This window comes from Burkholderia sp. GbtcB21, assembly GCF_019091065.1.
Lineage (GTDB): Bacteria > Pseudomonadota > Gammaproteobacteria > Burkholderiales > Burkholderiaceae > Burkholderia > Burkholderia pyrrocinia_C.
Genome location: NZ_JAGXKA010000003.1, coordinates 183,820 through 206,979 on the forward strand (window position 1 = coordinate 183,820; position 23,160 = coordinate 206,979).

At 65.4% G+C, this 23,160-nt stretch carries 26 protein-coding genes and 2 pseudogenes; 16 read left to right on the forward strand and 12 right to left on the reverse strand.

Going from position 1 to position 23,160, the window contains the following annotated elements:
* Positions 1-79: 79 nt before the first annotated feature.
* From KVT39_RS08825 to KVT39_RS08835, 3 genes are all read left to right on the forward strand, one after another.
* A complete protein-coding gene (locus KVT39_RS08825) occupies positions 80-790 on the forward strand; it encodes an outer membrane protein (RefSeq protein WP_034182183.1) in 711 nt (236 codons plus the stop codon).
* 254 nt (positions 791-1,044) lie between these two features.
* Entirely contained in the window at positions 1,045-1,890 is an 846-nt protein-coding gene (locus KVT39_RS08830) for a hypothetical protein (protein ID WP_254640401.1), read from the forward strand.
* Positions 1,887-2,555 carry a MarC family protein gene (locus tag KVT39_RS08835; RefSeq protein WP_034181853.1) on the forward strand — a complete coding sequence of 223 codons (669 nt, stop codon included), beginning with the start codon at positions 1,887-1,889 and terminating at the stop codon, positions 2,553-2,555. Before KVT39_RS08830 ends, KVT39_RS08835 begins: the two co-directional genes overlap by 4 nt.
* 324 nt (positions 2,556-2,879) lie before the next feature.
* On the opposite strand, the gene KVT39_RS08840 is transcribed toward KVT39_RS08835, so the two are convergent.
* From KVT39_RS08840 to KVT39_RS08855, 4 genes are all read right to left on the reverse strand, one after another.
* Complete coding sequence (locus KVT39_RS08840) at positions 2,880-3,689, reverse strand: TlpA disulfide reductase family protein (RefSeq protein WP_204493987.1); 810 nt, start codon at positions 3,687-3,689, stop codon at positions 2,880-2,882.
* 10 nt (positions 3,690-3,699) lie between these two features.
* Positions 3,700-4,560, reverse strand: a complete 861-nt coding sequence (locus KVT39_RS08845) for an ion transporter (RefSeq protein ID WP_081938479.1) — start codon at positions 4,558-4,560, stop codon at positions 3,700-3,702.
* 478 nt (positions 4,561-5,038) lie between these two features.
* A complete protein-coding gene (locus KVT39_RS08850; protein ID WP_034181855.1) occupies positions 5,039-5,623 on the reverse strand; it encodes a DUF4410 domain-containing protein in 585 nt (194 codons plus the stop codon).
* Between the two features lie 261 nt (positions 5,624-5,884).
* Positions 5,885-6,886, reverse strand: coding sequence for a hypothetical protein (locus KVT39_RS08855; protein WP_105391763.1), 1,002 nt, complete (start codon positions 6,884-6,886; stop codon positions 5,885-5,887).
* Positions 6,887-7,019: 133 nt separating this feature from the next.
* Between KVT39_RS08855 and KVT39_RS37890 the strand changes: the two are divergent.
* The 3 genes and pseudogenes from KVT39_RS37890 to KVT39_RS08865 all read left to right on the forward strand — a co-directional run.
* A pseudogene (locus KVT39_RS37890) lies at positions 7,020-7,109 on the forward strand (class I SAM-dependent methyltransferase); the annotation flags it as partial.
* A 94-nt stretch (positions 7,110-7,203) separates the two neighbouring features.
* Positions 7,204-7,458 (forward strand): type II toxin-antitoxin system prevent-host-death family antitoxin, encoded by a 255-nt coding sequence (locus KVT39_RS08860; RefSeq protein ID WP_034182185.1) that lies wholly within the window; start codon positions 7,204-7,206, stop codon positions 7,456-7,458.
* Between the two features lie 288 nt (positions 7,459-7,746).
* Complete coding sequence (locus KVT39_RS08865) at positions 7,747-8,796, forward strand: Fic family protein (RefSeq protein ID WP_217588560.1); 1,050 nt, start codon at positions 7,747-7,749, stop codon at positions 8,794-8,796.
* Positions 8,797-9,089: 293 nt separating this feature from the next.
* Here the strand turns inward: KVT39_RS08865 and KVT39_RS37895 are convergent, their stop codons facing one another.
* A complete protein-coding gene (locus tag KVT39_RS37895; RefSeq protein ID WP_105391762.1) occupies positions 9,090-9,566 on the reverse strand; it encodes a GNAT family N-acetyltransferase in 477 nt (158 codons plus the stop codon).
* 294 nt (positions 9,567-9,860) lie between these two features.
* Positions 9,861-10,106 (reverse strand): annotated as a pseudogene (locus KVT39_RS38415) (aldo/keto reductase); the annotation flags it as partial.
* A 41-nt stretch (positions 10,107-10,147) separates the two neighbouring features.
* Between KVT39_RS38415 and KVT39_RS08875 the strand changes: the two are divergent.
* From KVT39_RS08875 to KVT39_RS08900, 6 genes are all read left to right on the forward strand, one after another.
* Positions 10,148-10,447, forward strand: a complete 300-nt coding sequence (locus KVT39_RS08875) for a helix-turn-helix transcriptional regulator (RefSeq protein ID WP_217588563.1) — start codon at positions 10,148-10,150, stop codon at positions 10,445-10,447.
* A gap of 39 nt (positions 10,448-10,486) precedes the next feature.
* Positions 10,487-11,839, forward strand: a complete 1,353-nt coding sequence (locus tag KVT39_RS08880) for an aminotransferase class V-fold PLP-dependent enzyme (protein ID WP_217588564.1) — start codon at positions 10,487-10,489, stop codon at positions 11,837-11,839.
* 181 nt (positions 11,840-12,020) lie between these two features.
* A complete protein-coding gene (locus KVT39_RS08885) occupies positions 12,021-12,488 on the forward strand; it encodes a cupin domain-containing protein (RefSeq protein ID WP_034181862.1) in 468 nt (155 codons plus the stop codon).
* A gap of 290 nt (positions 12,489-12,778) precedes the next feature.
* The gene (locus tag KVT39_RS08890; RefSeq protein WP_181152255.1) at positions 12,779-13,492 is read left to right on the forward strand and encodes a DUF6088 family protein; all 714 of its coding nucleotides are present in this window, start codon (positions 12,779-12,781) and stop codon (positions 13,490-13,492) included.
* Positions 13,489-14,115, forward strand: a complete 627-nt coding sequence (locus tag KVT39_RS08895) for a nucleotidyl transferase AbiEii/AbiGii toxin family protein (RefSeq protein WP_217588566.1) — start codon at positions 13,489-13,491, stop codon at positions 14,113-14,115. Before KVT39_RS08890 ends, KVT39_RS08895 begins: the two co-directional genes overlap by 4 nt.
* 31 nt (positions 14,116-14,146) lie before the next feature.
* Positions 14,147-14,968 carry an SDR family NAD(P)-dependent oxidoreductase gene (locus KVT39_RS08900; protein ID WP_111019424.1) on the forward strand — a complete coding sequence of 274 codons (822 nt, stop codon included), beginning with the start codon at positions 14,147-14,149 and terminating at the stop codon, positions 14,966-14,968.
* A 193-nt stretch (positions 14,969-15,161) separates the two neighbouring features.
* Here KVT39_RS08900 and surE read toward each other — a convergent pair whose 3' ends face one another.
* The 3 genes from surE to KVT39_RS08915 form a co-directional block, all read right to left on the reverse strand.
* Positions 15,162-15,941 carry a 5'/3'-nucleotidase SurE gene (gene surE / locus KVT39_RS08905; protein ID WP_034181865.1) on the reverse strand — a complete coding sequence of 260 codons (780 nt, stop codon included), beginning with the start codon at positions 15,939-15,941 and terminating at the stop codon, positions 15,162-15,164.
* 328 nt (positions 15,942-16,269) lie between these two features.
* Positions 16,270-16,578, reverse strand: a complete 309-nt coding sequence (locus KVT39_RS08910) for an AzlD family protein (RefSeq protein WP_034181866.1) — start codon at positions 16,576-16,578, stop codon at positions 16,270-16,272.
* Positions 16,571-17,305: an AzlC family ABC transporter permease gene (locus KVT39_RS08915; RefSeq protein ID WP_217588568.1), complete on the reverse strand. Its 735-nt coding sequence runs from the start codon at positions 17,303-17,305 to the stop codon at positions 16,571-16,573. Before KVT39_RS08915 ends, KVT39_RS08910 begins: the two co-directional genes overlap by 8 nt.
* A gap of 126 nt (positions 17,306-17,431) precedes the next feature.
* Here KVT39_RS08915 and KVT39_RS08920 point away from each other — a divergent pair, with 126 nt between their 5' ends.
* From KVT39_RS08920 to KVT39_RS08930, 3 genes are all read left to right on the forward strand, one after another.
* Positions 17,432-17,890 carry an Lrp/AsnC family transcriptional regulator gene (locus KVT39_RS08920; RefSeq protein WP_006749370.1) on the forward strand — a complete coding sequence of 153 codons (459 nt, stop codon included), beginning with the start codon at positions 17,432-17,434 and terminating at the stop codon, positions 17,888-17,890.
* 220 nt (positions 17,891-18,110) lie between these two features.
* Positions 18,111-18,680, forward strand: coding sequence for a hypothetical protein (locus tag KVT39_RS08925; RefSeq protein ID WP_217588570.1), 570 nt, complete (start codon positions 18,111-18,113; stop codon positions 18,678-18,680).
* A gap of 165 nt (positions 18,681-18,845) precedes the next feature.
* Positions 18,846-19,535 (forward strand): YebB family permuted papain-like enzyme, encoded by a 690-nt coding sequence (locus KVT39_RS08930; protein ID WP_217588572.1) that lies wholly within the window; start codon positions 18,846-18,848, stop codon positions 19,533-19,535.
* 79 nt (positions 19,536-19,614) lie between these two features.
* Here the strand turns inward: KVT39_RS08930 and KVT39_RS08935 are convergent, their stop codons facing one another.
* The 3 genes from KVT39_RS08935 to KVT39_RS08945 all read right to left on the reverse strand — a co-directional run bounded on the left by KVT39_RS08935 (position 19,615) and on the right by KVT39_RS08945 (position 21,078).
* Positions 19,615-19,902 (reverse strand): helix-turn-helix domain-containing protein, encoded by a 288-nt coding sequence (locus KVT39_RS08935; RefSeq protein ID WP_034181868.1) that lies wholly within the window; start codon positions 19,900-19,902, stop codon positions 19,615-19,617.
* A complete protein-coding gene (locus KVT39_RS08940) occupies positions 19,889-20,230 on the reverse strand; it encodes a type II toxin-antitoxin system RelE/ParE family toxin (RefSeq protein ID WP_217588581.1) in 342 nt (113 codons plus the stop codon). The genes KVT39_RS08935 and KVT39_RS08940 overlap by 14 nt, the downstream gene beginning before the upstream one ends.
* 215 nt (positions 20,231-20,445) lie before the next feature.
* Positions 20,446-21,078 carry a LysE family translocator gene (locus tag KVT39_RS08945; RefSeq protein WP_217588583.1) on the reverse strand — a complete coding sequence of 211 codons (633 nt, stop codon included), beginning with the start codon at positions 21,076-21,078 and terminating at the stop codon, positions 20,446-20,448.
* A gap of 293 nt (positions 21,079-21,371) precedes the next feature.
* Here KVT39_RS08945 and KVT39_RS08950 point away from each other — a divergent pair, with 293 nt between their 5' ends.
* A complete protein-coding gene (locus KVT39_RS08950; protein WP_254640402.1) occupies positions 21,372-23,144 on the forward strand; it encodes a ShlB/FhaC/HecB family hemolysin secretion/activation protein in 1,773 nt (590 codons plus the stop codon).
* Positions 23,145-23,160 lie beyond the last annotated feature (16 nt).

Consider the following 23,160-nt stretch of genomic DNA (forward strand, 5'->3'; position numbering starts at 1 on the left):
CGTACGCGAACGGGTTCAGCGCGCTTGACGAACTTCCTACGATGACGCGATCTCCTCTCATCCACAAGGAAGCATGGTCATGATCAAGTCATTCGCACTGCCGTCGTCGCTCGCGCTGCTGTTCTCGGGCGCGGCGTTCGCCGACGTGGCTGCACCGGAAACGAAGAAGCAGGACGCGAGCGACGCGGGTTATTACGCGACCGCGCGCGTCATCGGCGCGTTCGACAACGCCGTGAACATGGAGCTGACGAGCCCGCGCGTGACGAGCCGCATCGGCGGCCCGGACGGGCAGGATCGCGTGACGGGCTCGGTCGCGGCCGGCTATCAGTTCGGCAACGGCTGGCGCGCGGAAGGCGAGTACGTGTTCAAGCGTTCGGGCAATTTCGTCAGCTACTGGGCGCCGTTCGACGCGAACGCGAACGAGTTCCACGTGTCGTCGCAGCGGCTGATGCTGAACGGTTATCGCGACTTCGATCTCGGCCGCGGCTTCTCGGTATACGGCACGCTCGGCCTCGGCGTCGCGATCGTGTCGGCCGACGGCTGGCAAGGCAACGATACGCGCCGCTTCGCGTCGAAGACGCAGACCAATCTCGCGTATTCGGCCGGCGCGGGCGTGAGCTACGCGATCAACAAGCGCTTCACGATCGACGTCGGGTATCGCTATGTCGACATGGGCAACGTCGAGACCGGCTTCAACACGTTCGTGAACCGCGTGTCGGCGCGCGACGAGCAGCTGAAGTCGAAGCTGTCGTCGAACGAAGTGTTCATCGGGCTGCGCGGGCGGTTCTGACAGGCGCGAGGCGGGCGGCGATTCGTGCGACTGCGCGATCGGCCGCCCGATGCGTGGTCGGATCCGGTCCGCGACAAAGGACGGTGTGACGCGGCACGGCCGCCCGCGCTTGCTTGAACCAAGCCGCCGCCAGAATAAGCCCAGTCCGATTTACTCGCGACAGGCCGCGCGGCGATACTCCGATCCGTCATCCACATTCAATAGCGCGAATCCGTCCGGCGAACGGCGGGCGGTTCGCCTCCGACATCATGGGCATGCAGGACATCACCGGACATTTCGCGTTGCCGCTCGCGCGGCCCTTCTCCGACCTTCCGCCGCCGTTCGGACGGCGCCGCACGCCGTTCGTGAAGAGCAAGCGGCCGCGGCCGGGCGTATTCAATCTGCACGGCGCGCGCGACGCGTCGGCGTCCACCGCCGTGCGCGCGTCGGATTTCGGTTCGGACAACAAGCCGTGGGTGAAGCCGCGCCCTGCACCCCGCCGGTGGCGGCCCACGATGATGATGCTCGCGGCCGGCCTCGTGTTCGGCTCGGTGGGCCTGGCTGGAACGCACGCGTTCCACGGCGCCCGTCGCGGCGCGTTGCGCAATACCGTCTACGAGGCGGCGATCTCGACCGCGTCGGGGTCGGCTGTCGCGGCGCCGGCGACGATCCCGGTGGACCCGGACGTCGGGCCCGGCCTGGCTGTCGCGGCGACCGTTGCGGGAACCGGCGAAACGACGGCCGTGCGCGCCGAAGCCGCGCCGACGCCCGACGCGTCGACCGCAGCACCGGCCGCGCGGAAATCCGCGAGCGTGACGCGCAGGAAGGCGGTGCGCCTGGAAACGGCGCGCGAGCGTCTGGCCGCGGCTGCACCTGCATCGGCTGCGTCGGGCGGCGCGACATCGCGCGCGCATGCAGCGGAGCAGGCCGATGCGTCGCCCGCCGCGTCCCGGTCGGCCCACGCGGCCGTCGGCATGACCGCCGCGGAATTCTCGAAATGGCTTTCCGCGACGCGCGAACCGGCGCGTGCCGCTGCCTCTGCCGCATCGCCGGGTCCGGACCTGCACGTCGCGCTGCCGAGCCATACGCGTCTCACGGACGAAAGCGCGAGCGGGCAATGACGTTCGACCGCCTGATCCCGGAAATCCTGTTCGGCTTCATGGGCCTGGTCGGCATCATCAATCCGTTCGGGATGGCGTTCGTGTTCCTCGAGCGCACGCAATCGCTGACCGAGCCTGAACGCGCGATGCTGTCGAAGAAGCTCGGAAGAAACGTGTTCTTCACGCTGCTCGTGATCTTCTTCGTCGGTGCGCCGGTGCTGAACTTCTTCGGCATTTCGATGGAAGCGCTGCGGATCGGCGGCGGCTTTGCGGTCGCCGTGGCCGGCTGGTCGATGCTCAATGCGCCGGACGTGTCGACCGATGCGTCGGTGGCGCACGGCAGCGATTTCCAGAACCTGATGGCGCGTGCGTTTTTTCCGCTGACGGTGCCGCTGACGATCGGCCCCGGTTCGATCGCGGCCGGCATCGCGCTGCACGCGAACCGCTCGCATGGCGCGAAGGACTACCTGCTGTCGGGCGTGATTTCGGTGGCGGTCGCCGCGCTCGTCGCGTTCGCGATCTGGCAGATCTACAGCCGCGCGACCACGCTCGCGCGCTATCTCGGCGGCGAAGGCACGAAGGTCGCGATGCGCGTGTCCGCGTTCCTGCTGCTGTGCGTCGGCGTGCAGATCATGCTGACCGGCATCGCCGAGTTCGCGCGATCGATCGGTGCACAGGCGGGTTGAGCGAGGACGGGGCCGGTTTCGATTGCCGCGCCGTCAGCGTTTGCGGCGCATGAAAATCTCCGGCGATGGCCGGTCGTGCGGGAAACGGTCCGGCGGGTCGATCGGGACGGCGCCGGATTTCGCGATTGCTGCGCGGTGGTGTTTGTCGGCGCATGAAACGCCCTGATGATGGCTGGTCGAGCGGGAAACAGTTTTGCCGCTGCGTCGCAGGCCGGCCTCGCGTTTCGCGTTCGCCGGCCCGCGCCGGACGACGCAGGCCCGAGATGTTCGCCGTGCCTGTCGTCGCAATGCCTGACGGTGCGTCGGCGCAGCCGTTTCCGCACCTCAGAAACCGAACCGCGTATTCATCGTGTCCTTGAGCCGCGCGGCGGTGATCTCGCCCATATGCGACTCGACTAGCCTGCCTTTGTCATCGAAGAACAGCGTCGTCGGCAGCCCGCGCGAACCGTAGGTCCGCATCGCGCCGAGCGAGCGGTCGAGCAGCACGTGGTCGAAGCGCAGCCCTTCGCGTTCGAGAAACGCGCGCACGGTCTGCACATCCTCGCCTTGATTGATCATCAGGAAACTGATGCCCGGGTAATCCTGTTGCGCCTGCGCCAGGATCGGCATTTCGCGCTGGCACGGCGGGCACCAGGTCGCCCACAGGTTCACGACGACGGGCTTGCCCGCGTAGCGGTTCGGTGCGACGGGCGTCGCATCGAGCGTCTCCACGCGCAGCGCGGACAACGGCGCCGCCGTGCGGTCGAACGTCGCCAGCACGCCCTGCGCCGCACCCCAAGCCAGCATGCCGGCGGCGATGCCGGCGAGCGCGGGGCGCGCCAGCCCCGGCAGGCGGCGCGACCGCCAGCCGATATAGGCGAGCGCGACCGGCAAGCCGATCCACCAGGTAAAGCCGCCGTCGCCGAGCGCGACGAGGGATTTCGGCGCGGCGAAGTAGTCGGGCCACCAGCGCGCGATATAGCCGACGCGCGCGGCGATCAGCCCGATCAGCAGTGCGTCGAGCAGCAGGCTCGCGGATGTCTTGTGCTGGCCGGCGGGCCGGTTGCGCTGCGCGAAGCGCGCGACGATCCACGCGATCAGGGCGGCGATGGCTACGGCCACGACCCTTACGGAAAAGGGGCCGATGCTCAGCATGAGGAAGCGTTCATTGTCGTTGATCGAATGAGGAATGCGTTGATGATTGGCGGTCGGGCACACGCTGCGTTGCCGTGGCGCTGGCATCGTCGCGTTGCTTCGATGCGCACGCGCCGCAATGCGGACAGACCGTCGCACCGGCATCGCCGGACTGCGCTTGCTGCGCCCGTCCGCGTTCGAGCGCGGACGCGACGAGCTCCGCGCCCATGATACCGGTCGGGAACGCGATGATGCCGTAACCGAGCAGGATCGCGCACGACGTGATCAGCCGGCCGAGCGGCGTGTGCGGCGTCAGGTCGCCATAGCCGGTCGTGCTCATCGTCACGGCGGCCCAGTACACGCCGACCGGAATGCTCGTGATGCCGTTCTCGGGGCCTTCGACGAGAAAAATCACCGTGCCGAGGATCACGACGATCACGAACATTCCGCCGATGAACACGAAAATCTTGCGCCGCGCACGCGCGAGCGCGCGGATCAGCATCTGGCCTTCCTCCAGATAGATCGCGAGCCCGAGTATGCGGAACACGCGCAGCAGCCTGAGCAGGCGCACGTCGATCAGCGCATGCAGGCCGGGGAAGAAAAACGCGAGATAGGTCGGCAGGATCGATACGAGATCGACGATGCCGAAGAAACTGCGCGCATAGGCGGCGGGCTTCGGCGCCGTGAACAGCCGCATCGCATATTCGACGGTGAACAGCAGCGTGAACGCCCACTCGGCCGCGTACAGCGCGTTCCCGTACTGCGCATGCAATTCCTGCACGCTGTCGATCATCACGACGAACACGCTCGCGACGATCAGCGCGAGCACCGCGATGTCGAGGCCGCGGAGGAAGCGGGGGCGACGGATCGCGTCGCGGATCGCGGCGCGCATCGTATGGACGAAGGGGGAGGTCGAGAGGTTCACGGGTCGGAGTTTACGAGCCGTCCGACGCCAATCCTATCGGACCTGTCTGAATTGCCGGTGGGTCTTGCGCCCGAAAATCAGACCAGACTGATTCCCGGATGCGGAGCGCTCGTCAACAATGGATCTACCGGACGGCGTGGTGGCCGGACGGCGTCTCCGTCTGAACACGGTAGACCTCTCCTTTACGGCTGCTTCAGGGCGGCCGTTTTTTTGCCATCTTGCGTACGACGCAGACTGCCGGCACAACGAAGACGCGGACGAGCGCACGTCGAATCGGAATGCGGCAATCGAAGCCGCGACGCGTGCCTGTTGCTAAGGGGCATGCTCAAAGGAGAATCTGCTCGATGAAGATCGTTGCGGTCGCAACCCGCATCGTAGCCGTTGGGTGAGCGCAGCGGCTGCCGCTCGACGGGCCGCGAATCCGCGGTCCGTCGGGCGTCGGACATTACAGCTTCTTCGCGTGAGCCGCGTCCGCTTGTTGCGCGCCGGCCGAGGGGTCGAGCGTCGACAGCGTCTTCTCGGTGAAATTCTCGTACAGCCAGTCCATGCGTGTCCCGTCCATACCGGCGATGCCGCCGAGTGCGTACGATGCCGACACCTTGAAGCGGTCGACCTGACGATTGTCGGTGCCGACGAGCGTCACGGTGCCGTCGACATAATCGCTGCCCGCCATGAAGCCGAACATGACCGCGGAGAAACTCGAGCGCACCCGAATGCCGGTGACTTCAACGTTCAGGTGCATTGCATCGGTTGAATCGGCCTTTGCCAGAAGCTTGCGTGCGTCCAGCGCGCTTTCGATTTGCTCCTGCAGTTTCTTGGGGCTGAACTTCAGATTGTCTTTCAACGCTTCCTGGGCAGCCGCGTCCAGCGTAACTTGCACGATAACCGGCTTGGTGCCGAATTTGGACGTCGACGCAGTCGCGGTGGCCCCCGCCTGATTACCTGCGTCGCGTGTCACGCTGCTTGCGCAGCCCGACAGGAAGCCGATCGTCACCAGTGCCAGAGTGGCATGTCGGATAACAGATTTCATGATTTGGTCTATGGATTGAGGTTATTTGAGATGGCTCTGTGGCCGGGAGGAAATTTATCACCGGGTGATCTGATTCAAATGGTCGAATTGATAGAAAACAACCCGGCATTTATTCGCCACGGATTTTTGTCGCGGATCGAGGATATGAGCACGCTGCACGTCGATCCGGTTTCGTTCTACCCGAATGCGAACGAGGAGAAGCGGCGACGCAGGCGCGGTAAACAGGTATCCGCTGCCGCGCCGCCGATCACTTACGTGCGGTCACTGGCCGTTGCCGGATACCGCGCCGCCGAGCCTGTAGGCCGTGAAGAATTCGTACCACGGAGAACCTTCCGCAACCGGCACCCCAAGCGCCGACGTGCGTCGCTTCAGCGCCCCGAACACGTCGTTGATGCGGGCCGTCTGCGCGACGTCGTTGAACGGATAAGGCCGGGACCGTCCCGCCGCGAACGTGCCGTATGCGATCGCGAGCAGGCGTGCGCTGTCGTCGGTGCCCGCGATCGCCGCGTCGATCGCTTCGACGAAACGCGGCCGGTCTTCGGCGCGCGACCCGGACAGGCACAGGAATACGATTGCCGACAGTTCATGCAGGTCGTTCACCTGCAGCAAGGCGGGCAGCCGCGCGACGATCCGTTCCACCGGCTCTTCACGCAGCGCGTCGCCGAAGTCGAGCACGGCGGTCATCGGATTCCTGTCTGCTTTCAGGCGATCGAGCGCAGGCGGTATGGCCGACGCGCTGTCCGGCAACGACGGCGGCGCGGATCGCAACGCATCCGCCACCTGCTGCGTCCATTCCGGAAAGATCATCCGCGCGTTACCGAACTGCTCGCCGCCTTCGGCCGCCGGATTCCATCGATAAACGATCGTGCCGCCGCGAATGAACGGCGAATACAGATGCTCGGGTGTTTGCGGCAGCGGCCGCCGATTGATCGGCAGCCACGCGAGCGTCAGCCAGTCGTAGCGGCCGGTCGCGGGCACCGACGGGCTCGAACTCGCGACGACCTGCCACGTGCCGCGATTCGCATAACGGCGGCGCGCGTCGGGCACCGGGACGGTCCGGCCTTTCGCGGTGTCGAAATACGTCGCGCCGGTCACGTTCGCGCCGCTGTCCGCAGCCGGCGTGATGGTTGAGATGACCCACGACGAACCATCGGCCGAACGGTAGTCGGACGGCTTCAGCGTGGCGACGTCGTGAACCATGCGCGTTTCCGCCGCGACGGGGCTCGGGGGAAGATTGGCGGGAGCGGCGACGATACTCGGCATGGGCTTTCCTCGGAATCGGGTGCGACTCGTCGAACGGGGACGAGGCACGGCAGCGCAGGTAGTTTTCTGTCACTGTAGAACTTCGCCGCCGGAAACGGAAAGCGCCGGATGTGGCGTAACCCGGTCATGCGTTCCGGCGCCGGACCATGCCGATACGGACCAGTTGAAGCAGTGGGTGCGCGTACCGTTGTTTTTGCCGATCAAGGCGCTGCCGGTGGGTTGAGCGGATCGATGGTCAGCCAGGGTTTCACGCGGGTATCGCGTCATTTGCCTTAGTGTAGTAACACACCTGCATGGGTGTGTTTGAGGAACTCACGATGACTATCACTACTCTCTCAAGTCGCGAATTCAATCAAGACGTGACTAAAGCGAAGAAAGCGACAAAGGATGGCCCGGTGTTTATTTCGAACCGCGGCAGGCCTACTCATGTGCTGTTGAGTTTCGAGGATTACCAGCGCCTCACGCAACAGATACGCAACATTGCCGACGCGCTGGCATTGCCCGATGTCGAGGACATCGAGTTTGACCCTCCGCGCGCGGACGTCAGGATCAAGCAGGTTGACTTCCGATGATGCTCGTTCTCGATACCGATGCCCTTGGGATTTCTTGCGTCGCGCACGTGGATAACTGGATTGCTGTTGGCGCAACACGCTCCTTGTAAAGGCCGTAGCGTTGTACGAGTGATGGTGGATTCGTCGGGGGAAGCGGATACGAATCGACACGCCGAAAGTATGGCCCTCGGGCTACCGGGGCCTGCGACGCCAGCCGTGCTGACACAAGACCGTTACCATTTTGACACCCATTTGCACCCATTAATTTGCTGCGAGAGAAATGGGTGTAAATGGGTGTAATATTGGTTTATGTTCCGAGCCGTCACCCTCCAGATCACACCGGAAGTCCTGGGCCTGATTGCCCGGATTGACGGGATCAAAGGCGCATGGCGTGCTTTGGGCACACTCGCGCCTGACCGACTGTCGGCTTTGCGGCGCGTGGCCACCATCGAAAGCATTGGATCGTCCACCCGCATCGAGGGCAGCAAGCTGAGCGACCGCGATGTCGAGCGCCTGCTATCCAATCTCGCCATCAAGCAGTTCGAGACGCGCGACGAGCAGGAGGTGGCGGGGTACGCCGAGCTGATGGACTTGATGTTCCAGGCGTGGAAGGACATCCCGTTCAACGAGAACCACATCAAGCAGCTTCACCAGATTCTGCTGCAATACAGCCAGAAGGACGAGCGGCACCGGGGACATTACAAGACTAGCTCCAACAGCGTCGCTGCTTTCGACGAGAGCGGCGCGCAGATCGGCATCGTCTTCGAAACGGCCATGCCGTTCGATACACCGCGTCTGATGGCGGAGCTCGTGCAGTGGGTGAATGACGAACGGGAACGGGCGCACCTGCATCCTTTGCTTGTTATCGCCATCTTCGTGGTCGTGTTCCTGGAAATCCACCCGTTTCAGGACGGCAATGGGCGGCTCAGCCGCGTGCTGACAACCTTGTTGCTGCTTCAGGCGGGCTATGCCTACGTTCCATACAATTCGCTGGAAAGCGTGATCGAGGTGAACAAGGAAGCCTACTACCTCGCGCTGCGTCAGACGCAGGGCACCATCCGCACCGACGCACCCAACTGGCAGCCGTGGTTGCTGTTCTTTCTGCGTTCGCTGGCCGAGCAGGTGCGGCGGCTTGAAAAGAAAGTCGAGCGCGAAAAGATCGTGCTGGCCTCACTGCCTGTACTGTCCTTGCAGATCGTCGAGTTCGCCCGCGAGCATGGGCGCATCACGATGGCCGAGGCGATCAAGCTGACAGGCAGCAACCGCAATACCTTGAAGTCGCACTTCCGTGACCTGGTCGAACGCGAACATTTGCAGCAGCACGGCAGTGGACGCGGCGTTTGGTATGGGGTGAATTGAGGAGAACCCGCTGAACGTGTGACCAACTATCTCGATGTTGGCCCGCATCCAGTACCCGGAAGGTATGAGAAATGTCCCGGATTCGTCCGGGCGGGCAGCGAATACAAATCGACGCACAGAAATTGTGTCCCTGGGGACACAAAAATCAATCAAAAGGACGGTTTTGTGTCCTTCGGGCTACCAAGGCCGTGATGGCGTACAACGTGCGGCGATGTGGAGCGCGCGACGGGCTGTCGTTGCATTCACGAACTAGTCGCGGCCGCTGAGTTGAACGCCCGCCCGCCCCGCCCCGCTCAGCGCGGCAACACCTTCCTGTAAACCACGAACCCCGATTTTTCCGCGACGGTGTCGTACAGCCGCATCGCCGTGTGATTCGTTTCATGCGTTTGCCAGTACACGCGTTCGGCGCGATGCTGGCGCGCGGCGTCGTACACGGCTTCGATCAGCGCGCGGCCGACGCCCTTGCCGCGCTCGCTGTCGAGCGTGAACAGATCCTGCAGGTAGCAGGTCGGCCCGGCGAGCGTCGTGCTGCGGTGATACAGGAAATGCACGAGCCCGACGAGCTTGCCGTCACGTTCCGCGACGAAAGCATGCACGGGTTCATAGCCGTCGAAGAAGCGCGACCACGTGAGCTGCGTGATTTCCAGCGGCAGCGCGGTGTCGCCGAAGCGGCCGTAGAAGCGGTTATAGCCGTCCCAAAGCGGCAGCCAGCGGTCGTAGTCGTCTTCCCGGACCGCGCGTACGGTCAGGCCGGCGTCGGTGGCGTTCATGTGCGCGAACCTTTCGATGAGGGTTGGACGTGTTGCCGGCTCGGCCGACAACGACGCAAACCGCCACGATAGGCAGTTCGCGGCGCGCTGGGTAGGCCCATGGCGGTCGCGGTTTCTGGTGCCACGGTAGGTGAGTTCGTCGTGGCGTGCCCGCGTTGTGCCGCTTGGGCGCCGTCGTGCCGGGGCGGCCGTCGCCGCTTCCCCGAGCATCGGCGGATTGAGCCGCGCGAACGCCTGTTGCCGGCGATACGGGAAGTACGGATACGGCGCTTGCACCGCGCTCGCCGCGTCGAGTTTCGCGACCTGCGCATCGGTCAGCGACCAGCCGACCGCGCCGAGGTTCTGGCGCAACTGTTCCTCGTTGCGCGCGCCGACGATCACCGACGACACGGTCGGCCGTTGCAGCAGCCAGTTCAGCGCGATCTGCGGCACGGTCTTGCCGGTTTCCTCCGCGATCGCATCGAGCGCCGGTGTCGTGATCCCGAACATGACATGACAGCCTGAAACCGGACCTCGAACAGATTGCCCACGTTTCGTCATTTAGCTAATATGCGAAACGTTAAACGAAGCCTTCCAACCCCATGGACGACGTTACCCGCATCAGCGCACTGGCCAACGAAAGCCGTCTGGCCGTGATGCGCTGGCTCAAGCAGCCGCGCAAGCATTTCCCGCCGCAGCCGCACGGCGATTTCGACGAGCTCGGCGTGTGCTGCACGTACATCACCGAGAAGCTCGGCATCGCGCCGGCCACGACCACGCGCCACATGCGCATCCTCGCGGATGCCGGGCTCGTGCAGGCGACCCGCGTCGGCAAGTTCACGTACTACAAGCGGATCGACGGCGCGGTGCAGCAGCTCGGCCGCGATCTCTCGCAACTCTGATTCGATCGATCTCCACCGATCCCCGCCGAGGCAACCGACATGGACGAACTTGCATTGCTGGCCGACGCCGACCGCCGCGCGCACGCGTATCTCGCAGCGACGAACGAACGGCGCGCGTTTCCCGACGCGGCCTCGCTGGCCGGCCTCGCCGCATTCGACGAGCCGCTGCCCGACACGGGCCGCCCGGCCGACGACGTGCTGCGCCTGCTCGACGAGCAGGGCTCGCCCGCGACCGTCGCGTCGAACGGCCCGAACTACTTCGGCTTCGTGATCGGCGCGACACTGCCGGCCGCGGCGGCGGCCGAGCGGCTGATGCTCGCATGGGACCAGTGCGCGTCGTCGTACGCGAATTCGCCGGTGGCCGCGACGCTCGAGCGCCAGGCCGCGCGCTGGGTCGTCGACGCGCTTGCGCTGCCCGAAGGCAGCGCGGTCGGTTTCGGCACGAGCGCGACGGCCTGCACGCTCGTCGCGCTGGTTGCCGCGCGGCGCGCGCTGCTCGCGCGCAAGGGCTGGGACGTCGACGAGGACGGCCTGATCGGCGCGCCCGAGGTGAAGGTCGTGATCTCCGAGCTCGCGCACATCACGGTGAAGAAGGCGCTGCGCGTGCTCGGCTTCGGGATGAAGCGCATCGTCGTTGCGCCGGTCGACGCGCACGGCCGCATCGACCCGGCGCAGTTGCCGCCGCTCGACGACATGACGATCCTCTGCGTGCAGGCCGGCGAAGTGAACACCGGCGAATTCGATCCGTTCGCGGCGCTGATTCCGCCCGCGAAGGCGGCCGGCGCATGGGTGCACGTGGACGGCGCGTTCGGCCTGTGGGCACGTGCATCGTCGAAACGCGCGCTGACGGACGGCATCGACGGCGCGGACAGCTGGACGACCGACGGCCACAAATGGCTCAACACGCCATATGACGGCGCGATGGTGATCTGCCGCGACGCGGCGGCGCTCGCGACCGCGATGAACAGCGATGCCGTCTACCTGAGCGGTGCGCAGGATGCGCAGAAGAACCTGAACCTCGAATTCTCGCGGCGTGCGCGCGGCATTCCCGTGTGGGCCGCGCTGCGCTCGCTCGGCCGCGCCGGGCTGGCCACGATGGTCGAGCGGCATTGCGCGCAGGCATCGCGTGTCGCGGACGGCCTGCGTGCGGCCGGCTACGACGTGCTGAACCGCGTCGTGCTGAACCAGGTGCTGGTGCGCGCCGGCACGGACGAGGAAACCGTCGCGATCCGCGAGGCCGCGCAGGATTCGGGCGACGTGTGGTTCGGCGCGACCGTGTGGCAGGGGCGTCCGGCGTTCCGGATCAGCGTGTCGTCGTGGCGCACGGAAGACGCGCACATCGATCGGCTCGTGGCGCTGTTGACTCAACTGCGCGGCACGCCCGTGCGCTGAATGGTGGCGGGGGACGGAGCGGCGGCAAACCGGCGTCGCGATGCGATGCCGAGTCTCCACGCAGCCGGAAATGTCGGACAATGCCGGAGCGCCCATGCGCCGCATCGTCCGTCGGCCGATTGCCCGTTCGCCGGCCCGGGCGGCGCGTCCAACCGATGCAGTCACGCTAACGAGAGCCCCCATGTCGACCACCTCTCCCCGGGAATTGCTGAAGGCCGCCGATATCGCGAAGCTGGAACCGACGCGCGCCGTGCATTCGCTGAATTCCAATGCTGTTCGTCTCAAAAGACCGCTCAGCGACCTGACCGGCATCACGCAGTTCGGCTTCCATTTGCTCACGCTGATGCCCGGTCACGAATCGGCCGAATACCACCGTCACCTGTACGAGGAAGAATGTGTGTACGTGCTGTCCGGCACGGGGACGGTCACGATCGGCGAACGCCCTTACGACGTCGGGCCCGGCGATTTCCTGGGCTTCGCGCGCGGCGGTGAAGCGCACACGCTGCAGAACACCGGTGACGTGCCGCTCGAACTGATCGTCGTCGGGCAGCGCCTCGAACACGATGTGTGCGAATACCCGAGAATCGGCAAGCGGCTGTACGTCGCCGGTGAACTCGAGGATTTTGTCGATCTGCCGAAGCAGCGCTGAGCCGATCCGCGATGCGCTGATGCAGGCTGCAGGGCACCGCGCCCGGCAGTCGCTGGGCCAAGCGGTTGTGACGATCTTCGCTGTTCCCGTTTTCGCTGGCGCCGCGGCTCGTGCGGCTGGCCTGCATCGATGCGAGAGCGGTCGTGTCGGACCGGCTTCCGGTAACCCGATGACCAGCTTTGGACCTGCTATGTCTTGGATTTGTCCGAAATTTGTATACATTTTTCGGACGCTCTTCGCTTGACCATTGTCCGAAAAATGTATACAAATTTCGGACAAGGAGAGTTTGCATGTCAGACATTAGTACCCGCATCGTCACGCTCGTTCGCGAGGCGGGACCTGGCGCTGTCTGGGTGCCAGCCGACTTTGCGCATCTCGGTTCGCGCGACGTGATAGACAAGACATTGCAACGTCTTGTCGCCAGCGGAACCCTGCGCCGCATCGATCGGGGGTTATACGACCTCCCAGCCGTCAATCGGCTGACCAAACGGCCGACGGCCCCTGATTATCGCGCCGTGCTCGACGCAATCGCTCGTCGCGATCAATTGCGTCTGCTGGTCGACGGCATGACGGCAGCCAACGATCTTGGGCTGACGGATGGCGTTCCTGCGCGAGTGACTATCCATACCGACGCACGCCGGCGCGCGGTTCAACTCGATGAACTGCGAATCGACTTCAAGCAGACAGCCCCCAGTCGCCTTTTCTGGGCCGGGCGACCCGCCATGCGAGTCGTGCAGGCGCTTCACTGGCTCAAGGACACGCTGCCGGGCGATGGAGACAGGGTCCGTGCCCGACTCAAGTCCGTCCTCGCAGACCCAAAACATGGGCGAGTCATTGCCCATGACCTCGCTCAGGGCTTTGCGCATTTGCCGACATGGATGCAGGAGTTCTTGCGCTCGGTTCCGCCTTTTGACCAGGGGGGCGCCGACTCGCCCCTGCTCAGGGTTTCTGACGAACCAGGTAAAAAGACGGTGCTGCCGGATACGGGTGGAGGTCCTCGATGAACGAGGCCTATCGGGAAATCATCGCGGCCAGTGACGCGGATCGTCGCGATTTGTTCATCGGCACAGCGACGCGTCTGGGCACGGCGGTGCAGAACGTCGAGAAAGATTTCTGGGTATGTTGGGTTCTGGATGCACTGTTCAACGGACTGCCTTCAGGCGGCCCGCGTCTCCTGTTCAAGGGCGGTACATCCTTGTCCAAGGGGTTCGGGCTGATCTCCCGTTTTTCGGAAGATATTGACATCACGGTATTTCGGGGCGATCTCGGGCAGCATGTCGAGCCGGCGGATATTGAAGCCCTGAGCGGGAAGCGGCGCCGCGTTCGACTCGACGCGATACGTGAAGCTTGCCAGGCATTTATCCAGGGGGATTTCAACGCTGGGTTACACGCCTGCGCGACACGGCTTATCCCTCAGGGCTTTACGCTGGAGTCCGACCCGGACGATGCGGACGGGCAGAGCCTGCTTTTCTGGTATCCCGCGGCAACAGTTCGACAAGACGAGTACATCCGTTCTGCGGTCAAGATCGAGTCCGGTGCAAAGTCGGCGCTGGATCCGCATGCAATGGCAACCATCAAACCCTACGTTGCCCGGAACGCGTGTCCGGTCGCGTTCACGCGCTTATGATGCGGGAACGCCACCGACAGGGTTCCCCGATATGGACGCGCCGCTCCCGCCGATGCATGCCCCGATTTCCGAAACGGAACCTGAAACCGAAGCCGCCGCCGAGCCGCGCGCGTCGCGCCTGCATCGGCCCGTCGCGCTCGTCACCGGCTCGACGTCGGGCATCGGCGCGGCCATTGCGCGCCGCCTGACGGCGGACGGCTATGCGGTGATCCTGCACTCCCGCAGTTCAGCCGACACCGGACGCGCGATGGCGCGCGAGCTCGGCGCGGCCTACGTGCAGGCCGATCTCGCCGACGATGCCGAGCGCGTGCGGCTGATCCGCGACGCGCTCGCCGTGCACGGGCGGCTCGACGTGCTCGTCAACAATGCGGGGATCAGCCGCGTGATCCCGCATGAGGACCTCGCGGCGGCGACGCCCGACGTGTGGCGCGAGATACACGAGATCAACGTGATCGCGCCGTTCCGGCTCGTCGCCGAAGCGCAGCCCGCGCTGCTCGAAGCGGCGTCGCGCGGGCGGGCCGGCTGCGTCGTGAACGTCAGCTCGCATGCGGGCGTGCGGCCGAAAGGCGCGTCGATTCCGTATGCGGCGGCGAAGGCCGCGCTCAATCACACGACGCGGCTGCTGGCGCGCACGCTCGCGCCGGCGATTCGCGTCAATGCGGTCGCGCCGGGGCTGGTCGATACGCCGCTGACCGCCGACTGGACCGAAGCGCAGCAGCTCTGGCGCGAACGCGCGCCGATGCGCCGCGCGGCGACGCCGGACGACATTGCGCAGACGGTCGCGATGCTCGTCGCGTCCGATTACGTGACGGGCGAGATCGTGATGCTCGACGGGGGATTGAACCTGACTTGATGCCGTGCGGGCGGTTACGCGCGCGACGTTGCGCGCCGACGCGACCTTGCAATCGGGCAGCCTCGTGCAGGCGTCGTGCGCAAGCGCCGAAGCGGCCGCCTGGCCAAAGCCGCCAAAGCTGCCGAAGCTGCCGAAGCTGCCGAAGCAGCCAAAGCAGCCAAAGCAGCCAACGCGGCCAATATGGCCAACCCGATCAGCCGAGATTCGACCGCAGCCGCGCGAGCGCGCCGTCGTGCGTGCGCTCGAACTTCAGCGGCGTGACGGCGATATACCCTTCGCCGAGCGCGACCGTTTCCGAATCCGCGTCGTCGTCGCGCGGTGCGCGCGCGAGCTTCAGCCAGTGATAGTCGATCTCGCGCGGGTCGCGGCCCGACACGATCTCGACGCCCTGCAGCGTGCCGGCGCCCTGGTTCGTCACCTTCAGCCCGCGCACGTCCTGCGCGGGGCGGGCGGGAAAATTCACGTTGAGGCACGCGTCGCTGTCCCAGCCGGCGGCGGCGAGCCGGCGAATGACATCGGGCGCATGCGCGAGCGCCGTGTTCCACGGTACCGCGTTGCGATCGGTGAACGCCTGGCTCAGCGCGATGGCCGGCACGCCGACCAGCATGCTCGTCATCGCGGCGCCGACCGTGCCGGAAAACACCGTTTCGGTGCCGAGATTCGCGCCGCGGTTCACGCCGGACAGCACGACGTCGGGCCGCGCGTCCTTCATCAGGTGGCTGACCGCGATCGCGACGCAATCGCCGGGCGTGCCGCGCACCGCGAAGCGGCGTTCGCCCTTGCGATGCACGCGCAGCGGTTCGTGCAGGCTCAGCGAATGCGACGTGCCGCTCTGGTCTTCCGCCGGCGCGACGATCCACACTTCGCGCGCCAGTTGCATGGCGACCTGTTCGAGTACTTCAAGGCCGGGGGCGTCGAATCCGTCGTCGTTGGTCAGCAGGACGCGGTCGAAAAGCGGGCGGGTTTCTTGCATCGGGACGATCCTCACGGAGATGGGCGATGAGAGGGAAGGGCGGCGTGGCGCAAGCCACAAGGCTAGCATCCCGGCGTGAGAATCGTCGTGTCGTGTCATGTCGCGTCGTCGGCGCGGACATGAAAACGGGCGCATTGTGCGCCCGTTCGTCGGTTGAGATGCCGCGTAAGCGGCGATCGGCCCTTCCGGCGGCTAGCCCCGCGAATGATTATTTCCCAAACAGGAGAATGTGCGTTGCCGGCCGGAGCGCGAGATCGATCGTCGCTCGTCCCCTTGGGGGACGGCTGGCAACGCACGTTCACAAGCCGGCTATCGGCGGGAACGGGCTCTATCCAATCAGATGCCGCAGCAGCCCCGCCGACACGACGCCGACGATGACGGTCGGCAGGATCGACAGGCGCGTCGCCGCGAGCAGCGTGATCGCGAGCGCGAGCAGGTCGGCCGGCCGCGTCGACACGAAGGCCGGCGCGATCACCGAGATCAGCACGCAGCCGGGCACGTTCTCCATCACCGATGCCATCCGCGGGCTGAGCGTGCGGTTGCGCAGCAGCACGTAGCCGAGGATGCGCGACAGGTAGGTCGTCGACGCCATCAGCACGATCGTCGCGACGGTGCTGAAATCCGGAAGCTCAGGCATCGCGCGGCTCCCACAGCAGCGCGGCGACGAGCCCCGCGCACGCGCCGGCCGCGACGTACCATGCGCCGGGCACGGCCAGGTGCGTGGCCGCCGCGACGACGAGGCTCACGAACCACGGGCGGCTCGCGCGCATTCCCTTCCACATCCCGCGCAGCAGCACCAGGAATACGGCCGTGAACGCCATGTCGAAGCCGTATTGCTCGACGTTGCCGATCGTCGGGCCGGCCGCCGCGCCGAGCGTGGTCATCGAGATCCACGTCAGGTAGAGCCCGATACAGATGCCCGCGTAATAGGGCACGCTGATGTGCGTGGCCGAGCGCGAGCGCGCATCGGCGAGCGACATCGCCCAGCTCTCGTCGCACATGAAGAACAGCGCGACGAACGCGCGGCGGCGCGGCAGGCGCCGGATGTACGGCTCGAACGCCGCGCCCATCAGGATGTGGCGCGAATTCACGAGAAACGACATCGCGACGATCAGCGCGATGTGCGGCGGCGAGGTCCACAGATGGATCGCCGCGAATTCGGAACCGCCGCCGAAGTTCAGGCCCGTCATCATCGGCACCTCGAACAGGCTCAGCCCTTTCTGCGCGGCCTGCGCGCCGAGCACCAGCGCGAACGGCACGAAACCCAGCATGACGGGCAGCGCCGCGCGCAAACCGCGGCCCATCTCGGCGACATAGGCGGGCTTGTCGCGAAGCCCGGACGACGTTGAAACGCTACTGCTCATTACTCCTCCTTCGGGGGGAGGGATTGTCTGCTTTTTTGACTCGAATCGGGTTGCGTTGTGGCCATAACTTTCAGAGAATTTGGCATTGAACGCGCGATTTGCGAATTTTTTGGAATCGGATGCCAAATGAAACTGGATGCCATCGACCGGCGGATCCTGAGCGCGTTGCAGCGCGACGGCCGCATGCAGAACGTAGAGCTCGCGCACGAGGTCGGGCTGTCGCCGTCGCCGTGCCTGCGGCGTGTGCGGCTTCTCGAGGAAGCGGGCGTGATCGAGAAATACGTGGCCGTGCTGAATCCCGCGAAGGTCGGCAAGGGGCTGACGATCTTCACGCGCGTGTGGCTGAAGGGGCAGGACGCGGAATCCGTGAACCGTTTCGCCGATGCCGTCCAGCAGATGCCGGAAGTCGTCGAATGCCATCTGATGGCGGGCGACTGCGATTTCCTGCTGCGCGTCGTCGCGGCCGACATCGACGACTATCGGCGCTTCCAGATGGAAACGCTCACGCGCATTCCCGGCGTGCTGAGCGTGAAGACCGACATTCCGATGCAGAAGGTCAAGCTGACGTCGGCGCTGCCGACCTAGCGCCGAACGAGTGCGAGGCGATGACTCGACGAACGGTCAGGTCTCGGTGACAATCGCCGGGTAATCTGGCGAGTCATGCCGCTTCGAACGTATCGCGCGCACCGCCGTGCGATGTTCGATGCGCAAGCAACTAACGGTCAATGTCGATGCGATCGGGCAGGCGGCGCTGCGCGCCGGGTCATGCGCCGGCGCGGATGCGTTTCTTCTTGTCGGGCCATTCATGCAGCCATTCAACAATCCGTGGAATTCGCTGGAAATCGTCAAGCTCGTGCTCGGCGTGCTGACGCCGTTGTCGGTGGCCTGCCTCGGCTGGCTCGTCGCGCGTCGGCTGAAGCGGCTCGAACTCGTGCAGTGGACCAACCAGCGGCTGATCGAGAAGCGCCTCGCGCTGTACGACGCGGTCGCGCCGCAGCTCAATGCGCTGCTGTGCTTCTACACGTGGATCGGCTACTGGAAGGACATCTCGCCGGACGACGTGATCCGCGCGAAGCGCGAGCTCGACCGCACGTTTCACATCTACCGCTACCTGTTCGACGAGGATGTGTACGACGCGTATCACACATACATTCACGCGCTGTTCGACATGCACACGGGCCCGGGCCGCGACGCGCGGATCCGCTCGCTGATCCAGTCGCCGGACGGCGACCGGAGCGTACACGGGGCGTATGAATGGAGGCCGGCGTGGTCCGAGCGTTTCGCGACTGCGAATGTCGTGCCGAAGGACGACGTGCTGCGGCATTACACGCAGTTGATGGAACGGCTGCGCGTGGCGCTGGGCGCGACGCGCTGACGGCTCGGCCTCGCACCTCACGCTTCGCGCCTTACGCCGCGCACCTCACGCCGGTATCGAAATCCGCCACCCGGCGGCACGGATTCACGCCCTCGCACAAGAAGCGGATGCGGTGCGCGGTAGCTGCTGACATCCTCGCGCCATGTTCACTCTCGCGAGGTCCATATGATTGTCGACACCGGCTGCCAGCCGCTCATGATCCGCTCGCCCGACGCGGGCCGGCGGCGTCTTTTCTCCACCGGTTCTCCCGAACCTCATGACATGCCGTTGCCGGTCGAACCGGAGATCGGCGACATCGTGTTTATCCGCGTGACCGTGCGGCCGTTTCTCGAAGTGGCGAGCGCGACACGGTCGTGGACGAATCACGTCGGGATCGTCGTCGGCCGGCGCGGTGGCGAGCCGCTCGTCGCCGAGAGCACGTTTCCGCTGTCGCGCGTCACGACGATGTCGCGGTTTCTCGCGCGCTCCGATCGCGGCGCGTGCGTGATCGCGCGACTGAAGCAGCCGCTCGATGCCGCGCAGCGGCGCCGGCTCGTCGACGCGGCGATGCGCCAGGTCGGCGTGATCTACGACACGGGTTTCAATCTCGCGTCGCGCCGGCAGTTCTGTTCGCGTTTCGTTCGGGAAGTCGTGCGTGACGCGACGCGGATTACGCTCGGCGACGTTGAAACCTTCGATACGCTGCTGCGCAGGAACCCCGATCATCCGCTCGGTTTCTGGAAGGTCTGGTACTTCGGGCGGATTCCGTGGCAGCGCCGCACGGTGACGCCGGCGAGCTTGATGGGCAGTCGTGAACTGCGCGTGGTGCTCGATACGCGCGCTTGCGCCGACGATGCGTGCGCGGGCGGGGATTAGGTGAGATGCGGGGCGGGTGGGCCGTCAGTCGCTCGAGCAACCGACGGCCGATTCAATCATGTCCGGGCCGCGATGCGACTCAGGCGAACGAGATCACGAGTTTCTTGCCGCACGCGGCCGCATACTTGCGCAGCGTTTCAATCGACGGAGAGTGCTGGCCTGTCGCGAGCGCGCGTTCGAGCCGCGTAACGGCAGGCGCCTTCGTGCCCATGCGCTCTGCCACATCGGCTTGCGAAAGACCGGCGGCTCGCCGGGCGGCCAGCATGGCGTCGAGCAGCGCGAACTCCTCGCGGTTCAATCGTTCGTATTCGGCGCGTACCTTCGGATCGGCCAGCGCGCGCTCGCGCAGTGCCTTATAGGTTGCCATCTCGAATTTCCTTCAATCGGCGGCGCGCGGTTTCCAGCTCTTTCTGCGGCGTTTTCTGCGTCTTCTTCACGAAGCAGTGAAGCATGACGATCCGCCGGTTGACGACCGCGCAGTAAAACACACGTGCGATACCTTCCAGGCCCTTCAACCGCATTTCGTACAACCCATCGCCCATCGGCCTGGTGCGAGGTTCGCCCGGATTCGGGCCGTACTGCTCCATGCGGTCAGCGAGTGCGAAGAATCTGGCGGTCAGCGTTTTCGGCAACGCAAATACGCCAGCCTCGACTTGCTCGCTGAAGAAATGGATTTCGTCCGCGACGGTTCGCATAGTAACAAATTTGTTATTTCCTTGCAGGAAGGAGCGCCGTCGTGTCTGTCATGAGGGCGGCTCGTCGAATGCACGGAAGCACCGGAGAAACGTTCAGGCGTTTCTCTGGTGCTTCGTTGCTGATTTGCGAGCCAGATTGTTTGGCTGTGGCCTGAATTCGGCTAGTTATCCGAATGGATATCAGGCCCGCCCGTGCGCTTCGGGAGGGGGCGAGATCAGTTCCGCCCCGCCACCGCGAGCCGCGCCGCAAGCCCGACGAACACCGAACCGAGCAGATATTGCGGCAGTTTCGACGGGCGGCGGCGCGCGCCGATCCGCCGGCTTAGCCGGCTCGCGGAGAGAATCACCGCGCCGTTCACGACGAGCCCGATCAGGTTGAGCACCGTCGCGAGCACGAGAATCTGCACGGCGATCGAGCCATGCTCGGGCCGCACGAACTGCGGGAACAGCGCGAGCACGAACAGCGCCATCTTCGGATTCAGCAGGTTCGTCGTCAGGCCCTGACGGAAGATCGCGGCGGTCGAGTGCCGGCGCTGCGACGCGATGGGCGATAGCGAGGTTGCGTCGGAACGGAACGTCTTCCACGCGAGATAGAGCAGGTACGCGGCGCCGGCGAAACGCACGATGTCGTACGCGATCGGCACCGCGAGAAAGAGCTGCGACAGCCCGAGCGCGGCGGCGAGCGCATGACAGTAAGTGCCGGCCTGAATGCCGGCGAGCGTCGCAAAGCCCGCGCGCCGGCCCTGGCTCACGCTGCGGGACGCGATCAGCAGCATGTCGGGGCCCGGCGTGACGGTCAGCGCGAGACACGCGCCCGAGAACAGCACGAGCGTGGAGAGGTCGATCATGGGAGTCCCTTTGGCGTGAGCGGCGTAAAAGGAATGCCAGTTTAGGAGTGCCGCCGCAGGTGGTCAACCGTGCTCGCGACGACATTCGGTCGACGGCCGACTGGCTTCCATCCTGCCGATAAAACGGAAGCCGTTTTTGCCGTTCACGCGATTCGTGCAGTTGCTCCGGCAATTAACAATTTCGTCACGAAATTTCGTACCTGATCTAAATACATGGGAAATGTCTGTCTGTAGCATTCGGCGCTTGAGTCACAGCTGGCAAGTGCTTTGTCGGCTAGATCCGGATGTGTTCCATGTGGGAAGTTCATATGCAAGTCGTCGGCCACCGTCGGGTCGACATCGACAGCGTCGAAGCGGCGCAGTCGCGCGAGGCCGGCTCGCAAGCGGTGCCGCGCGATGCCGGCGTCGCGCTGCGCGCCCGCCACGCATTGTGCGTGGCGCTGATCTGCGGCGGTGCCGCGGGCCTGGTCGAGCAGGTCCATGCGCAAGTGCCGGACGCCGGGCGAGCGATGCGCGACATCGAGACGCCGCGTCCGGATCTGCCTCCGGAAACCGCGCCCGAGCTTAAGGTGACGCCGTCGGAAGACACCGCCGAGAGCGCACCCGAGTCGGGGCCCCGCGTGCTCGTTCGCGCATTCGCGCTCGACGGCAATACCGTGTTCGGCAGCGAAAAACTGCTGCCGCTCGTTGCCGATCTGGCCGGCAGCACGCTGAGTTTCGCCGACCTGCAACGCGCCGCCGGGCGCATCACCGCCTACTATCGCCGTCATGGCTACGTGCTTGCGCGCGCGTACCTGCCTCGCCAGGACATCGACGACGGCGTCGTGCGTATCGAAATCGCCGAAGGCCGCTACGGCGCAATCACGATCCAGAACCATTCGCGCGTGCTCGATGCCGCGCTGCGCCAGCCGCTCTCGGCGCTGCATCCGGGCGATGTCGTACGCGGGTCCGATCTCGAGCGCAGCCTTTTGCTGCTCGACGATCTCGCCGGCGTCGGTGCGCGCGGCACGTTGCGTCCGGGCGAAACGCCCGGCACCACCGATCTCGTCGTCGACGCCGACAAAGGGCCGCTCGCGTCCGGATCGCTCGAATTCGACAACTTCGGCGACGTCGCGCTCGGGCGCTACCGTCTCGGCGGCAGCATCGACGTCAATTCGCCGCTGCGGCTCGGCGATCGCCTGAGCCTGCGCGGGCTTATCAGCAACGAGCGCCAGCGCTACTACCGTGCCGCCTACCAGGTACCGGTCGGGCCCGCGTCGACGCGGGTCGGCGTCGCGTATTCGTCGCTGCGCTACCGGCTCGGCGGCGCGTTTTCCGATCTCGATTCCCAGGGCCGTGCGAGCGTGCAGACCGCGTACGTCACGCAGCCGCTCGTGCGTGCGCGCGCGCTGAGCGTCACCGCGCAGGTCCAGTACGAAAACAAGAACCTGCGCGACGACTACGGCGTATTCGACATCCGGCGCGACAAGAACGTCGGCCTGTGGACCTTCGGCGTCAGCGGCAACAGTCAGGATGGCTTGCTGGGCGGCGGCCGCAACGGGTTCTCGGTGATGTTCGGCGTCGGGCGGCTGCGCAGCAACGATCCGTTCGAGGCGGATTCGCTGAAGAAGTCGATCGGCAGCTTTGCGAAGCTGAATGTGAGCGCGCTGCGCGTGCAGGCGCTGGGGCGGCGGCTCGAGTTGTACACGCAGTTCAGCGCGCAGCTCGCGTCGCGCAATCTCGACGAATCGGAGAAGTTCAGCCTCGGCGGCCCGTACGGCGTGCGCGCGTATGCGCTCGGCGCCGGCAGCGGCGACCAGGGCTGGCAGGCCAGCGCGGAGCTGCGTTATCTCGTTGCGCCGGGATGGCAGGTCAGCACGTTCGTCGACGCCGGGCGCGTGCAGGGCGACAAGCATCCGTGGACGCGAGAACGAAACATGCAGCACATGCAGGCCGGCGGTGTCGGCGCGAGCTGGTATGGCGCGAAGCGCCAGGTGACGCTGACGGCCGCGTGGCCGCTCGGCGCGGCGACCGGCTCGCCGACCCGCGCGCCGAGCGTATGGGTTCAGGCCGCTCAGTATTTCTGAGCACGCGTGATCGGTC

Coding starts and splice junctions, on each gene's coding strand:
- KVT39_RS08825 (WP_034182183.1), top strand. CDS start 80: ATGATCAAGTCATTCGCACTGCCGTCGTCGCTCGCGCTGCTGTTCTCG.
- KVT39_RS08830 (WP_254640401.1), top strand. CDS start 1,045: ATGCAGGACATCACCGGACATTTCGCGTTGCCGCTCGCGCGGCCCTTC.
- KVT39_RS08835 (WP_034181853.1), top strand. CDS start 1,887: ATGACGTTCGACCGCCTGATCCCGGAAATCCTGTTCGGCTTCATGGGC.
- KVT39_RS08840 (WP_204493987.1), bottom strand. CDS start 3,689: ATGCTGAGCATCGGCCCCTTTTCCGTAAGGGTCGTGGCCGTAGCCATC.
- KVT39_RS08845 (WP_081938479.1), bottom strand. CDS start 4,560: ATGCGCGCCGCGATCCGCGACGCGATCCGTCGCCCCCGCTTCCTCCGC.
- KVT39_RS08850 (WP_034181855.1), bottom strand. CDS start 5,623: ATGAAATCTGTTATCCGACATGCCACTCTGGCACTGGTGACGATCGGC.
- KVT39_RS08855 (WP_105391763.1), bottom strand. CDS start 6,886: ATGCCGAGTATCGTCGCCGCTCCCGCCAATCTTCCCCCGAGCCCCGTC.
- KVT39_RS08860 (WP_034182185.1), top strand. CDS start 7,204: ATGACTATCACTACTCTCTCAAGTCGCGAATTCAATCAAGACGTGACT.
- KVT39_RS08865 (WP_217588560.1), top strand. CDS start 7,747: ATGTTCCGAGCCGTCACCCTCCAGATCACACCGGAAGTCCTGGGCCTG.
- KVT39_RS37895 (WP_105391762.1), bottom strand. CDS start 9,566: ATGAACGCCACCGACGCCGGCCTGACCGTACGCGCGGTCCGGGAAGAC.
- KVT39_RS08875 (WP_217588563.1), top strand. CDS start 10,148: ATGGACGACGTTACCCGCATCAGCGCACTGGCCAACGAAAGCCGTCTG.
- KVT39_RS08880 (WP_217588564.1), top strand. CDS start 10,487: ATGGACGAACTTGCATTGCTGGCCGACGCCGACCGCCGCGCGCACGCG.
- KVT39_RS08885 (WP_034181862.1), top strand. CDS start 12,021: ATGTCGACCACCTCTCCCCGGGAATTGCTGAAGGCCGCCGATATCGCG.
- KVT39_RS08890 (WP_181152255.1), top strand. CDS start 12,779: ATGTCAGACATTAGTACCCGCATCGTCACGCTCGTTCGCGAGGCGGGA.
- KVT39_RS08895 (WP_217588566.1), top strand. CDS start 13,489: ATGAACGAGGCCTATCGGGAAATCATCGCGGCCAGTGACGCGGATCGT.
- KVT39_RS08900 (WP_111019424.1), top strand. CDS start 14,147: ATGGACGCGCCGCTCCCGCCGATGCATGCCCCGATTTCCGAAACGGAA.
- surE (WP_034181865.1), bottom strand. CDS start 15,941: ATGCAAGAAACCCGCCCGCTTTTCGACCGCGTCCTGCTGACCAACGAC.
- KVT39_RS08910 (WP_034181866.1), bottom strand. CDS start 16,578: ATGCCTGAGCTTCCGGATTTCAGCACCGTCGCGACGATCGTGCTGATG.
- KVT39_RS08915 (WP_217588568.1), bottom strand. CDS start 17,305: ATGAGCAGTAGCGTTTCAACGTCGTCCGGGCTTCGCGACAAGCCCGCC.
- KVT39_RS08920 (WP_006749370.1), top strand. CDS start 17,432: ATGAAACTGGATGCCATCGACCGGCGGATCCTGAGCGCGTTGCAGCGC.
- KVT39_RS08925 (WP_217588570.1), top strand. CDS start 18,111: ATGCAGCCATTCAACAATCCGTGGAATTCGCTGGAAATCGTCAAGCTC.
- KVT39_RS08930 (WP_217588572.1), top strand. CDS start 18,846: ATGATTGTCGACACCGGCTGCCAGCCGCTCATGATCCGCTCGCCCGAC.
- KVT39_RS08935 (WP_034181868.1), bottom strand. CDS start 19,902: ATGGCAACCTATAAGGCACTGCGCGAGCGCGCGCTGGCCGATCCGAAG.
- KVT39_RS08940 (WP_217588581.1), bottom strand. CDS start 20,230: ATGCGAACCGTCGCGGACGAAATCCATTTCTTCAGCGAGCAAGTCGAG.
- KVT39_RS08945 (WP_217588583.1), bottom strand. CDS start 21,078: ATGATCGACCTCTCCACGCTCGTGCTGTTCTCGGGCGCGTGTCTCGCG.
- KVT39_RS08950 (WP_254640402.1), top strand. CDS start 21,372: ATGTGGGAAGTTCATATGCAAGTCGTCGGCCACCGTCGGGTCGACATC.